General features: G+C 71.8%; 12 protein-coding genes and 1 tRNA gene. 8 read left to right on the forward strand and 5 right to left on the reverse strand.

All coding sequences use genetic code 11. The annotated features are described in order from the left end of the window. The first annotated feature begins 37 nt into the window (after positions 1–37). From ACPPVS_RS17810 to ACPPVS_RS17830, 5 genes are read left to right on the forward strand one after another with little or no spacing between them, the layout of a single operon-like run. A complete protein-coding gene (locus tag ACPPVS_RS17810; protein ID WP_426593569.1) occupies positions 38–1,945 on the forward strand; it encodes an ABC transporter ATP-binding protein in 1,908 nt (635 codons plus the stop codon). After that, the gene (locus ACPPVS_RS17815; RefSeq protein ID WP_426593570.1) at positions 1,942–2,289 is read left to right on the forward strand and encodes a VOC family protein; all 348 of its coding nucleotides are present in this window, start codon (positions 1,942–1,944) and stop codon (positions 2,287–2,289) included. Before ACPPVS_RS17810 ends, ACPPVS_RS17815 begins: the two co-directional genes overlap by 4 nt. Beyond that, positions 2,286–3,194, forward strand: a complete 909-nt coding sequence (locus tag ACPPVS_RS17820) for an RNA polymerase sigma factor (RefSeq protein WP_426593571.1) — start codon at positions 2,286–2,288, stop codon at positions 3,192–3,194. The genes ACPPVS_RS17815 and ACPPVS_RS17820 overlap by 4 nt, the downstream gene beginning before the upstream one ends. A gap of 13 nt (positions 3,195–3,207) precedes the next feature. Next, positions 3,208–3,843 carry a DinB family protein gene (locus ACPPVS_RS17825; protein WP_426593572.1) on the forward strand — a complete coding sequence of 212 codons (636 nt, stop codon included), beginning with the start codon at positions 3,208–3,210 and terminating at the stop codon, positions 3,841–3,843. Further along, positions 3,840–4,655 carry an MBL fold metallo-hydrolase gene (locus ACPPVS_RS17830; protein WP_426593573.1) on the forward strand — a complete coding sequence of 272 codons (816 nt, stop codon included), beginning with the start codon at positions 3,840–3,842 and terminating at the stop codon, positions 4,653–4,655. Before ACPPVS_RS17825 ends, ACPPVS_RS17830 begins: the two co-directional genes overlap by 4 nt. A 13-nt stretch (positions 4,656–4,668) precedes the next feature. Here the strand turns inward: ACPPVS_RS17830 and ACPPVS_RS17835 are convergent, their stop codons facing one another. The 5 genes from ACPPVS_RS17835 to ACPPVS_RS17855 are packed head-to-tail and all read right to left on the reverse strand — an operon-like array spanning position 4,669 to position 8,566. Then, positions 4,669–5,013 carry a hypothetical protein gene (locus ACPPVS_RS17835; protein WP_426593574.1) on the reverse strand — a complete coding sequence of 115 codons (345 nt, stop codon included), beginning with the start codon at positions 5,011–5,013 and terminating at the stop codon, positions 4,669–4,671. 49 nt (positions 5,014–5,062) lie between these two features. Beyond that, positions 5,063–6,187, reverse strand: a complete 1,125-nt coding sequence (locus ACPPVS_RS17840; RefSeq protein ID WP_426593575.1) for a hypothetical protein — start codon at positions 6,185–6,187, stop codon at positions 5,063–5,065. After that, positions 6,187–6,762 (reverse strand): dCTP deaminase, encoded by a 576-nt coding sequence (gene dcd, locus ACPPVS_RS17845; protein ID WP_426593576.1) that lies wholly within the window; start codon positions 6,760–6,762, stop codon positions 6,187–6,189. Before dcd ends, ACPPVS_RS17840 begins: the two co-directional genes overlap by 1 nt. 17 nt (positions 6,763–6,779) lie before the next feature. Further along, entirely contained in the window at positions 6,780–7,424 is a 645-nt protein-coding gene (locus tag ACPPVS_RS17850; protein ID WP_426593577.1) for a response regulator, read from the reverse strand. Beyond that, positions 7,421–8,566: a sensor histidine kinase gene (locus tag ACPPVS_RS17855; protein WP_426593578.1), complete on the reverse strand. Its 1,146-nt coding sequence runs from the start codon at positions 8,564–8,566 to the stop codon at positions 7,421–7,423. The genes ACPPVS_RS17850 and ACPPVS_RS17855 overlap by 4 nt, the downstream gene beginning before the upstream one ends. Positions 8,567–8,718: 152 nt before the next feature. On the opposite strand from ACPPVS_RS17855, the gene ACPPVS_RS17860 reads away from it, so the two are divergent. From ACPPVS_RS17860 to ACPPVS_RS17870, 3 genes are all read left to right on the forward strand, one after another. Further along, on the forward strand, positions 8,719–9,114 hold the full coding sequence (locus ACPPVS_RS17860) for a DUF6069 family protein (protein ID WP_426593579.1): 396 nt from the start codon (positions 8,719–8,721) through the stop codon (positions 9,112–9,114). Between the two features lie 323 nt (positions 9,115–9,437). After that, positions 9,438–11,891, forward strand: coding sequence for a GH36-type glycosyl hydrolase domain-containing protein (locus tag ACPPVS_RS17865; protein WP_426593581.1), 2,454 nt, complete (start codon positions 9,438–9,440; stop codon positions 11,889–11,891). Positions 11,892–12,003: 112 nt separating this feature from the next. Next, positions 12,004–12,074: transfer RNA gene (locus ACPPVS_RS17870), tRNA-Gly, on the forward strand. Positions 12,075–12,102 lie beyond the last annotated feature (28 nt).

Consider the following 12,102-nt stretch of genomic DNA (forward strand, 5'->3'; position numbering starts at 1 on the left):
CCTCAGCGAAATCTCAGCAACCACAGGAGGTGGGCGCATGACGATGCCCCAGACCGGGCGCGGCGCCCCGACGATGCGTGGCTTCTTCAAGGACCGCGAGGTCCGCGAGCACAAGCTCACCAAGGAGACCCGCCGACGGATCCTGCAGTTCGCGCGCCCGTACCGCGGCAGGCTCGCGGTCTTCCTCGTCCTCATCGGCCTCGAGGCCGCCATCGGCGCGGTCACGCCCCTGCTGTTCAAGAACCTCATCGACAACGGCATCACGGCCGGCGACACCGAGGTCGTCATCGCCATCGCCGCCGCCGTCGCGGGCCTCGCGCTGCTGGGCGCCGGGCTGTCCGTCGCCGACCGCTGGGTGTCGTCGCAGGTGGGCGAGGGCCTGATCCTCGACCTGCGCACCGCCGTCTTCGACCACGTGCAGAAGATGCCGCTCGCGTTCTTCAGCCGCGCCAAGACCGGGGCGCTCGTGCAGCGCCTCAACGGCGATGTGCTCGGCGCACAGCAGGCGTTCACCAGCACGCTGCAGAACGTCGTCAGCAACGCGCTGACCATCGTGTTCGTCCTCGCGGCCATGTTCAGCATGTCCTGGGAGCTGACCCTGCTGTCCCTGATCCTGCTGCCGGCGTTCGTCCTGCCCGCGCGATTCTTCGGCAAGAAGATCTCGAAGGTCACGCGCGAGAGCTACGAGCTCAACGCCGAGGCCGCGCAGATCATGAACGAGCGGTTCAACGTGGCCGGCGCGCACCTGGTCAAGATCTTCGGCGACCCGGCCCGGGAGTCCGCCATGTACGGCGAGCAGGTCCGCCGCGTCCGCGACATCGGCGTCACGCGCGCGCTGTACTCGACGTGGTTCCGTGTCGGCCTGACCACGCTGGCGTCGGTCGCCGTGGCGACCGTCTACGGCATCGGCGGCGTGATGGCCATCCACGGCACGCTCACCGTCGGCGTGGTCGTCGCGCTCACCGCCTACCTCGGGCGCCTGTACGGACCGCTCACGTCGATGTCGAACGTGCAGGTCGACGTGATGACCGCCCTGGTGAGCTTCGAGCGGGTGCTCGAGGTGCTGGACCTGGAGCCGACAGTGGCCGAGAAGCCGGACGCGACCGACCTGCAGCAGGCCGTGGCCGGCCGGGGCGCATCCGTCACGCTCGACCACGTCTCCTTCCGCTACCCGAGCGCCGACGAGGTCTCTCTGGCCTCCCTGGAGTCCGTCGCGACCCTGGCCCGCGAGGTGCACGGCGAGACGCTCACCGACGTCGGCTTCGAGGTGCCTGCCGGCAACATGGTCGCGCTGGTCGGCCACTCGGGCGCGGGCAAGACGACGCTGTCGCAGCTGGTCACGCGCATGTACGACCCGAGCTCCGGGGCGGTCCGCATCGCGGGCCAGGACCTGCGCGACGTCACGCAGGCCTCGCTGCGCGCCACGGTCGGCGTCGTCAGCCAGGAGGCGCACCTCTTCCACGACACGATCGCGGAGAACCTGCGCTACGCCCGGCCGGAGGCCACCGACGCGGACATCGAGATCGCGCTGCGCCAGGCGCACATCGCGGACCTCGTCGCCACCCTGCCCGACGGCATCCACACCGTGGTCGGCGACCGCGGCTACCGCCTGTCCGGCGGCGAGCGCCAGCGCCTCGCCATCGCGCGGATGCTCCTCAAGGCCCCGGACGTGGTGATCCTCGACGAGGCCACCGCGCACCTCGACTCGGAGTCGGAGGCGGCCGTGCAGGCTGCTCTCGACGAGGCGTTGTCCGGCCGCACGAGCATCGTCATCGCGCACCGGCTGTCCACCGTCCGGCAGGCCGACTCGATCGTCGTCCTGGAGAAGGGGCGCGTGATCGACCAGGGCACGCACACCGAGCTGCTCGCGCGCGGCGGGGTCTACGCGGAGCTGTACCGGACGCAGTTCGCCACCTCGGAGCGGCCCGGTACCGTCGCCGCATGATCGGACGCATCGACGAGGTGGTCTTCGACTGCGCCGACCCGGCCGCGCTGGCCGCGTTCTGGGCGCAGGTGCTGGGTGGGGAGGCCGCGGGTCGTGACGAGGACTGGTGGTACCTCGACCCGCCCGGCTGGACGCGCGTCGCGTTCCAGCGGGTGCCCGAGGGCAAGGCCGTGAAGAACCGCGTGCACCTGGACGTGGAGGTGTCGGACATCGCCGCGGCGACCTCCGAGGCCGAGGCTCTCGGTGCCACGCGCGTCGGCGACCTGCACGCGGACACCGCCGGGTCCTTCCAGGTCCTGCTGGACCTCGAGGGCAACGAGTGGTGCGTGGTCAAGCCCGCGTGAGCGTCGATCCTCGCGTCGAGGACGCCTTCGCGATCCTGTACGCCGACACCCACGGCCGCATCGTCCGCTACGCCGCGCGCCGCGGCGCCACCGACCCCGCGGACGTCGCCCAGGGCGTCTTCCAGCTGGCCTGGCGGGCCGCGCGGGACGGCGTACCGGTCACCCTGGGCTGGCTGGTCGGCGCGGCCGACAGCCTGCTGCCGGCGGCCGATCTCGGGATCGACCGGCGTGTGCTGCGGATGCGGTTCTGGGACAAGCTGAGCATCACCGAGATCGCCACGGTGACCGGCGAGTCGCGCACCGCCGTCGTCCGGCACCTCAACGCCGCCCGCCGCGTGCCCGGCGAACCGAACCCGCTGCCCGAGGTCGACGCACCGCTGAACCCGCGCGCCTGGGACGAGCTGCGCGTCCTGGTCCCGCGGGCGGCCGCGAGCCTGGAGAAGGCGCCACGACGGCGCAAGCGGCTGAGCACGCCGGTCCGGGTCGGGCTCGTCGTGGTCGTGCTGGCGGTGATCACCATGATCGCGATCGCCCCGCGCATGGCCTCGCCGGACCTCGACCGCGTGCTCGACTTCCCGTTCTACACGTCGACCGCGGCCCTGGAGGACGCCTCCGACACGATCGTGCGCGGCACGCTGACCGCGGCGGCTGACGGGACCGGCACGATCGACATCACCGCCGTCGCGAAGGGCTCGTCGGCCACCTCGTTCACCTACGACACGCGTGCGTCGTCACCCGCCAGCGCTCTCGTCGTCGGCGACGAGTACGTCTTCCTGCTCGCCGACGGCGCCCTGGTGAACAGCGCGCAGGGCTTCTACGCGGTCCGCGACGGCTCGGCGGTCCCGGTGGGCACGAACACCGTCCCCCTGTCGTCGGCCACGCTGGGCGCGCTCGGCCTGGGGTAGAGAGACTGGTCCGATGGGACCTCGCACCGACCCGTTCCGCGCGCAGTTCGACCAGGCCGCCGACCGCCTGCTTGCCCGGCTCGCGGGCCCGACCATGAACAGCGGCGACGACGACGAGGTGCCGGTCCCGCCGCTCACGGACGACGAGTACCTGTGGGAGCCCGGGCCGGGCTGCTGGACGGTCCGCCCGCGCGCCGACGGCCCCGGCCCCGGCGCCGCGGTGCTGGCCGGCGGTGGTGAGTGGGGTCGCGACGGCGGGTGGCCGCGCCCGAGCCCGCCGCCGTTCACGACGATCGCCTGGCGGCTCAGCCACCTCACCGAGGGCCTCGCGCTGCGCGCCGACCACAGCGTCGGCACCCATGCGCTGACCCCCGAGGAGGTCGAGCCGCAGGGGACCGCCGCCCCGGCGGTCGACGCCCTGCGCGCGGCGACGGCCGCATGGCGCGACGTGCTCGAGCGCGTGACCGACGACGACCTGGACACGGTCGGATACAGCACCTTCCCCCACGGCAGCGACCCGGAGGACCCGTTCGTCGACGTCGTCTGGTGGGTCAACCAGGAGCTGCTGCACCACGGCGCCGAGATCGCGCTGCTCCGGGACCTGTACCGCTTGCTCGTGGTCGACCGCTCGGCCACCATCGAGCCGTGACCTTCTGGATCTGCCGGACGTGCGGCGTCGAGCACGCCGAGAAGACCGACGTCTGCCAGATCTGCGCCGACGAACGCCAGTGGGTCCCCGCCGCGGGCCAGGCGTGGTCGACGCTCGACGAGCTGGCGGCGGAGGGCTACGAGGCGCACCTGGAACCCCTCGAGCGCGACCTCTACGCGATCACCAGCACGCCGAACGCGGGCATCGGTCAGCAGTCCAAGCTGGTCTGCACGCCCGACGGGAACGTCCTGTGGGACCCGATCGGCTTCGTCGACGAGCCCGTCGTCGAGGCGGTCCGGCGGCTCGGGACCGTGGTCGCCGTCGTCGCGAGCCATCCGCACATGTACGGCGTGCAGGTCGAGTGGAGCCGTCGGCTGGGGAACCCTCCGGTCCTCGTCGCCGCGTCCGACGTGCACTGGCTGGGCCGGCCCGACCCGGTCGTCGGCACCTGGTCCGACGAGCACGAGCTGCTCCCCGGGGTCACGCTCAGCCAGCCCGGCGGACACTTCCCCGGCAGCGCCGTGCTGCACTGGGCGGCGGGCGCGGACGGGCGCGGCGTGCTGCTGTCGGGGGACACGATCTTCGCCAACCCCGACCGCCGGTCCGTCGCGTTCATGCGGAGCTTCCCCAACCACATCCCGCTGTCCGCGGCGGTGGTCGAACGGGTCACCAGCCACGTCGAACGGTTCGCTTTCGACCGGCTGTACGGCAACTTCGCCAACGTCGTCGACCGGGACGCCCGGGCAGTCGTGCGTGCGTCCGCCGACCGGCACATCGCCTGGGTCCGCGGCGACCACGACGACCTCACCTAGTCACCTCACGCACTCACACGATCGTCAGGCGATCCAGGTACAGCGCGTAGACGTCCCGCAGCGTCGTGGCGTACTCGACGTACCACTCGGTGAGCAGGCGGTCGGACTCCTTCACCGCTTCCAGACGCAGGTCGACGGCCCGCCGGTCGAGGGCCTCGAGCTTGTCCGGGATGCCGATCGGGTCGGGTCGCACCACGCCGTGCCGCACGAACGGCAGCACCATGTCGGCCACCCACAGGTCCGCGAGCACCAGGTCCGACTTGAACTCGTCGTACTCGGGCCTGTCGCTGCCCGGCGGGAAGGTCATGTCCCACCACCGGTCCACGGCCCCCACGAACTGCTCAGCGCTCACGACCATGATCCGAAACTACCGACCGCAGTGCGTTCGTCGCGACGAGCCGGCCGTCTCACACGTCCTCCGGGTCGACCAGGAAGTCGGCCTCGTCGGCGATCTCGCCGCCCGTCGCGCCGTGGATGGCGCGGGCGAGCGCCTGGACCTGTGGGGCGGCCCGGCTCCGGGCGACGCGGTGCTCGAACGACGGACGCTCGGCCTCGAGCTCCTCGACGAACTGCGGCTCCCAGTGCACGCGGTACGCGACCACCCCGCGCGAGGTCCACGGCAGCCCGCGCAGCAGCGGCGGGAGCTCGGTCTCGGCGGCCGCCTCCACGGACAGGATGCCGTCGTGCTGCAGGTCGACGAGCACCCCGAACGCCTCCGCCGGGGGCGGCGCGGCCATCATCAGCTCGTCGTAGGCGGAGGCCTCGTCGTGGAGGCGCTGGCGCTCGGCGGGGTCGGCGACGCCGTACGACTCCAACGCGTCGTGCAGGCCCGCACCGCCCACCTCGGTCACCCACGCGGGACGGATGCCGGCGTCCCGGCCGGCACCGGGCAGCGGCCCGTCCCACGTGCCCGTGCCCTCGCCGAGCCGGGCGCGCGGGTGGACCTGCTGCACCACGGCGAGCGCCTCGGGCGGCTCCAGCCAGCGGTCCGAGTAGACGGTCAGGTCGATCGCGCCGTCGACGTCGGGCACCAGCACGATCCCGTTGTCGGCGATCCGGACCGCACCGCCGAGCCTGCGCGCCACGGCCACGAGCCACTGCAGGACCCGCTCCTCCTCGCGCACGGGCATGCCGTCGGGGAACGCGCGCTTGAGACCGTCTCGATCGCCGCCGGGATAGGGCTTGTCGCCGCGCTCCCGGGGGGCGGCGACGACGTACGCGTAGGTCGACCACGACGGCAGCCCCAGACCGACCGCGTCCGGCGCCTCCACCGCGTAGGGGCCGGTGAGCGTCGACAGGCGCGCGACCCGCAACGTGCGGGCGGGCGTCATGTTCGCGCTGACCGTGCGCATGCCCAGCGCGGCGGTCATCGGGCCCATGATCCCCCGCGGCGCCGGCACGTCGTTCTGCTCCCAGCGCGCCTGCGGGAAGCGGCTGACCGCGAGCACCTCGACCTCGTCGTCCCCCACGTCCTCGGGGAGGACGAGGAGGTGCCGCGGTTCCTTCGACGCGGGGAGGCGCGGTGCGGCCATCAGACGTCCGAGCGGTGGAAGTTCTGCCAGGACCGCGAGGCCGTCGGACCGCGCTGACCCTGGTACCGCGAGCCGTACTGCGACGAGCCGTAGGGGTGCTCGGACGCCGACGACAGCCGGAAGAAGCACATCTGGCCGATCTTCATGCCCGGCCAGAGCAGGATCGGCAGCGTCGCCACGTTGGACAGCTCGAGCGTCACGTGCCCGGTGAACCCGGGGTCGATGAACCCCGCGGTCGAGTGCGTCAGCAGGCCGAGGCGACCCAGCGACGACTTGCCCTCGAGCCGGGCGGCGATGTCGTCGGGAAGCGTCACGGCCTCGTACGTGGACCCCAGGACGAACTCGCCGGGGTGCAGCACGAACGACTCGCCGGGATCGACCTCGACCAGGTGCGTGAGGTCGGGCTGGTCCTGCGACGGGTCGATGAACGGGTACTTGTGGTTGTCGAACAGCCGGAAGAACTTGTCCAGACGCACGTCGATGCTCGACGGCTGGAGCATGGAGGCGTCGTAGGGCTCGAGGGCCACGCGGCCCGACTCGAGTTCGGCCCTGATGTCACGGTCGGAGAGCAGCACGGGGCCACGGTAGTGCGTCAGGCTTGATCGGCGTCATGCGCCAGCAGGGCCACCTGGGTCCGGTTCTCCAGCCCGAGCTTGAGCAGCACGCTCGACACGTGGCTCTTCACGGTGGCCACGGACAGGTACAGCTCGCGGCCGATGTCGGCGTTGCTCGCGCCCCGACCGATCGCCACCACGACGTCGCGCTCGCGCTCGGTCAGCCGGTCCAGCTGCTCCCTCGCGGCGAGGCGGCTGTCCCCCGTGCGCGCGCTCGTGTCCATGAGACGCCGGGCCACCCGCGGGCTGAGCACGGGCTCCCCCCGCGCGGCCGCGAGCACAGCGTCGACGATGCGCGCCGGCTCGGTGTCCTTGAGCAGGTAGCCGCTCGCACCGGCCCGCATCGCGGCCTCGACCTCGTCGGCCGTGTCGAACGTGGTGAGGACGACGACCGCGGGTGCGTCCGTCCGGCGTCGGACCGCGTGCGTCGCCGCGATCCCGTCCGTCCCCGGCATCCGCAGGTCCATCAGCACCACGTCGACGGGGTGCGCGTCGAGCAGCGCCGGCACCTCGGACCCGTCGGCGGCCTGGGCGACCACCGAGATCCCCCGCGCGCCGTCGAGCATGAGCGTCAGCCCCGCGCGCACGAGCGCGTCGTCGTCGACGACGAGAACCTTGGTCATGACTCCCACGGTATCCACGCCTCGAGGCGGAACCCGTCGCCCGCAGGTCCCGCGTGCACCCGGCCGCCGAGCAGCTCGACGCGCTCGGTCAGCCCGATCAGACCGGTGCCGGTCCCGTTGCTGTCCCCCTTGCCTCCGGCGGTGTTCACGACGAGGACACGGACGCCGTCCTCGGCGACCACCTGCACCGTGACCGCGGAACCCGGCGCGTGCCGGCGCGCGTTGGTCAGCCCCTCCTGGCACGTGCGGTAGACGGCCAGGTCGAGGGCGGTCGGCAGGTCGAGGTCCGCGGCGTCCAGCGTCACGTCGACACCGGCCGTGCGGGTCTCGTCTACCAGCCTCGGGACATCCGCGAGGCCGGGCGTCGGGCGCAGCTCGTCGGGGCTCGTGCGCAGGACGCCGATCACGGTGCGCAGCTCCTCGAGCGCCTCGCTCGCGTTCGAGCGCACCACCGCGGCCGCCGTCGCGACCTGCTGCGGGGACAGGTCCGTGCGGTACTCGAGCGCCCCGGCGGTCGTCGCGACGAGCGTGAGGCGATGAGCCAGCGTGTCGTGCATCTCGCGGGCGATCCGCGTCCGCTCGGCAGTCCGCGCCTCTGCGACGCGGTGCTCCTGGTCCCGCTCGGCGCGCCGCGCGCGCTCGCGCAGCGACCACATCAGCTCCGCCCGCGTCCGCCAGAGCGCGCCCCAGCCGAGCAGCGCGGCATGGACCGCGACGTCACCGATCAGCCACCACCGCACCGCGATGCCGACGCCGTCCGGCCACCACAGCGCCCGCAGACCAGTGCCGACGACCACGAATCCGGCCACCCAGAGCGCGGTCGCCAACCGGTACCAGCGGGCCGTCACGAACACCACCGACGCCGACGCGGGACCGGCGACGGCACTGATCGCCGTGAGCACGGCCAGGAGCGCACCCGACAGCATGGGTCGGCTTCTGACCAGCACCAGGGCGCCGAACGACGCGGCCCAGATCACGAAGAGCGACCATCTCGGCAGGGGGTTGGCGTCGTCGTTCCAGGCCGCCCAGACGCTTCCCAGGCTGAACAACGCGAACAGCGCGAGCCAGCCCGAACCGGCCTGGTTGTACCAGGGGCTCTTCAGGTCGTAGGAGGGGCGGGTGTCGCAGTCGTCGGTGGACATGGGGCGAGCGTAGGAACGGGTCGGACGTCGCGATACCTACCGAAGTCGGGGGTCGGGGCGTCGATGGGCTCGTCGTCGCCAGCCGTCCGCCCGAGGCGTCGGAGGCCATGGCGGCGGGAGGTTTCCAGGGTCCTCACCAACCGGAGCACGCCATGACCGCCATCGCCGTCCCCACCGTCACCGCCCGACGCGTCCCCGTCTGGTCGGTCGTCGTCGCAGCCCCGCTCATTGCTCTCGTCGTCTGGGTCCTCGCCGACCCGGTCGCCGGCGTCGCGCTCGCCGCCGGCGACCCGCCCGTCGACATCGGCCCGGCCGCCGTCGCGATCGTCTCGGTCCTCGCCGCGCTGGCCGCCTGGGGCGTGCGTTCGCTGTTCTTCCGGCAACGCCGCACCGGCTGGTTCGTGGTCTGCGGAGCCGTCCTGGTGGTGTCGCTCCTGGGCCCCCTGGGCGCAGGGTCCGGGGCGGCAGCGCTCTGGCTCGCCCTGATGCACGTGGCGGTCGCGGCGGTCGTCGTCCCCGGCCTGGCTCCTGGGCGGCCGGCCGCCTGAGCCACTGCTCGGGACCGCCGTCGTCGCACCGGGACGCGACGTCCCCGACGACCGGACCCGCCGACCGGACGGCGCCCGTTTCTGGCGCGGTACAAACGGCGGTCGCCCGAAGCTCGCCCGGTGTTCGTCGACGGTGGGCGCTCGTTGGTCGTCGCGAAGGCCGTTGCTCGCGACCGTTCCGTGCCGGCGTCGAAGCGGTTATGCTCGCGGCCGGGAGATGCATGGGAGCGCTCCCGCACACGATTGCTGACAGCGCCCCGTCGGGCTCACCGCGATGACGCGGCCGGCAGGGCGCGCCAGCCGAGCACCAAGGGAACACGTCCATGCGGTACGGCCACTTCGACGACGACGCACGTGAGTACGTCATCACCACGCCCCACACGCCGTACCCGTGGATCAACTATCTCGGCTCCGAGCAGTTCTTCTCGCTGGTCTCGCACCAGGCCGGGGGCTACTCGTTCTACCGCGACGCCAAGATGCGGCGCCTCACGCGGTACCGCTACAACAACATCCCCGCCGACGCGGGCGGCCGGTATCTGTACGTGAACGACGGCGGAGACGTCTGGACGCCGTCGTGGCTGCCGGTCAAGGCGGACCTGGACCATTTCGAGGCGGCCCATGGCCTCGGCTACACGCGGATCACCGGCGAGCGCGGCGGCCTGTCGGTCGAGACCCTGCTGTTCGTCCCGCTCGGCGAGACCGCCGAGATCCAGCGGGTCACGGTCACCAACACGTCGTCGGCCCCCAAGCAGGTCCAACTCTTCTCCTTCGTGGAGTTCTGCCTCTGGAACGCGCAGGACGACCAGACCAACTACCAGCGCAACCTGTCGATCGGCGAGGTGGTGGTCGAGCAGGAGGGCCCGTTCGGGTCGGCGATCTTCCACACCACCGAGTACCGCGAGCGCCGCGACCACTACGCCGTGTTCGGCGTGAACACCCGCGCCAGCGGTTTCGACACCGACCGCGACACGTTCGTCGGCGCCTACAACGGCCTGGGCGAGGCGGCGGTCCCGCGCGCCGGAAGATCGGCGAACTCGGTCGCGTCCGGCTGGTACCCGATCGGCTCGCACCAGGTCGACGTGGTGCTGGAGCCCGGCGAGTCCCGGACGCTCACCTACGTCCTCGGCTACGTCGAGAACGCGGACAAGTGGGCCGACGACGAGCACCAGGTGATCAACAAGGAGCGGGCGCACGCCCTGCTCGGACGCTTCGCGACGACCGAGCAGACCGACGCCGCCTTCGTCGCGCTGAAGGACCACTGGCGCAAGCTGCTCAGCACGTACTCCGTCACCAGCAGCGACGAGAAGCTGGACCGGATGGTCAACGTCTGGAACCAGTACCAGTGCATGGTCACGTTCAACATGTCCCGCTCGGCGTCGTTCTTCGAGACCGGGATCGGCCGCGGCATGGGCTTCCGCGACTCCAACCAGGACCTGCTCGGCTTCGTGCACCTCGTCCCGGAGCGGGCCCGCGAGCGCATCCTCGACATCGCGGCCACCCAGTTCCCGGACGGCTCCGCTTACCACCAGTACCAGCCGCTCACCAAGCGCGGGAACGACGACATCGGCTCCGGGTTCAACGACGACCCGCTGTGGCTGATCGCCGGCGTCGCGGCCTACGTCAAGGAGACGGGCGACGACTCGCTCCTCGACGAGCTCGTCCCGTTCGACAATCTCGAGGGCTCCGAGGTGACCCTGTTCGAGCACCTGACCAGGTCGTTCGAGTTCACCGTCAACCACCGCGGCCCGCACGGCCTGCCGCTCATCGGCCGGGCCGACTGGAACGACTGCCTGAACCTCAACTGCTTCTCGACCACCCCCGGCGAGTCCTTCCAGACCACCGAGAACCAGGCCGGCGGCGTCGCGGAGTCGGTGTTCATCGCCGCCCAGTTCGTGCTCTACGGCGCCGAGTACGCGGCCCTGGCCGACCGGCGGGGCCTGACCGAGGTGGCCTCGCAGGCGCGCAAGGTCGTCGACGAGGTCCGTCAGGCCACCCTCGACCACGGCTGGGACGGCGACTGGTTCCTGCGCGCCTACGACTACTACGGCAACCCCGTCGGCACCGCCGCGGACACCGAGGGCCGCATCTGGATCGAGCCGCAGGGCTTCGCGATCATGGCCGGGATCGGTGTCGAGGACGGCCGGGCGCTGCGGGCGCTCGACTCCGTCGAGGAGCACCTGGCCACGCCCCACGGCATGGTCCTGCAGAGCCCCGCGTACACGACCTACCGCGTGGAGCTGGGCGAGGTGTCGACCTACCCGCCCGGCTACAAGGAGAACGGCGGCATCTTCTGCCACAACAACCCGTGGGTCATCATCGCCGAGACGATGGTCGGCCGCGGCGACCGCGCGTTCGACCACTACAAGCGGATCACCCCGGCGTACCGCGAGGACATCTCCGACGTGCACCGCACCGAGCCGTACGTGTACGCGCAGATGATCGCCGGCAAGGAGGCCGTCCGGCACGGCGAGGCGAAGAACTCGTGGCTGACCGGCACGGCGGCCTGGAACTTCGTCGCGGTGTCCCAGCACCTGCTCGGCGTCCGGCCCGACTACGACGGGCTGATCGTCGACCCCCAGATCGGCTCGGAGGTCCCGTCCTTCACCGTCACTCGCGTGGCACGCCGGGCGACCTACGAGATCCACGTGACCACCGGCCCGGTGGTGGGAGTCAGCGTCGACGGCGTCCCGCTCGACGGGCACCTGGTCCCCTACGCCCCGGCCGGCTCGACCGTCCGGGTGGACGTGACCGTCTCGAACGGCGTCGAGGTCGCCTGACGCACCGGTCCGCGTGAGGCCCGGAAACGGCGGCATCCGGACAGGACGGGACGGCTTTCGCCTCACCCGATGGCTCCGGGTATGCTGTCCCGGCCGATGCACGACCGGCCACGCGGGTGTAGTTCAGTGGCAGAACTTCAGCTTCCCAAGCTGATAGCGCGAGTTCGATTCTCGTCACCCGCTCCGACTGTTTCGTGGCCCGACGGTTCAC

Origin of the sequence: Cellulomonas sp. McL0617 (genome assembly GCF_049994875.1) — a bacterium.
Lineage (GTDB): Bacteria > Actinomycetota > Actinomycetes > Actinomycetales > Cellulomonadaceae > Cellulomonas.

Coding starts and splice junctions, on each gene's coding strand:
- ACPPVS_RS17840 (WP_426593575.1), bottom strand. CDS start 6,187: ATGGCCGCACCGCGCCTCCCCGCGTCGAAGGAACCGCGGCACCTCCTC.
- ACPPVS_RS17865 (WP_426593581.1), top strand. CDS start 9,438: ATGCGGTACGGCCACTTCGACGACGACGCACGTGAGTACGTCATCACC.
- ACPPVS_RS17815 (WP_426593570.1), top strand. CDS start 1,942: ATGATCGGACGCATCGACGAGGTGGTCTTCGACTGCGCCGACCCGGCC.
- ACPPVS_RS17850 (WP_426593577.1), bottom strand. CDS start 7,424: ATGACCAAGGTTCTCGTCGTCGACGACGACGCGCTCGTGCGCGCGGGG.
- ACPPVS_RS17810 (WP_426593569.1), top strand. CDS start 38: ATGACGATGCCCCAGACCGGGCGCGGCGCCCCGACGATGCGTGGCTTC.
- ACPPVS_RS17825 (WP_426593572.1), top strand. CDS start 3,208: ATGGGACCTCGCACCGACCCGTTCCGCGCGCAGTTCGACCAGGCCGCC.
- ACPPVS_RS17855 (WP_426593578.1), bottom strand. CDS start 8,566: ATGTCCACCGACGACTGCGACACCCGCCCCTCCTACGACCTGAAGAGC.
- ACPPVS_RS17860 (WP_426593579.1), top strand. CDS start 8,719: ATGACCGCCATCGCCGTCCCCACCGTCACCGCCCGACGCGTCCCCGTC.
- ACPPVS_RS17835 (WP_426593574.1), bottom strand. CDS start 5,013: ATGGTCGTGAGCGCTGAGCAGTTCGTGGGGGCCGTGGACCGGTGGTGG.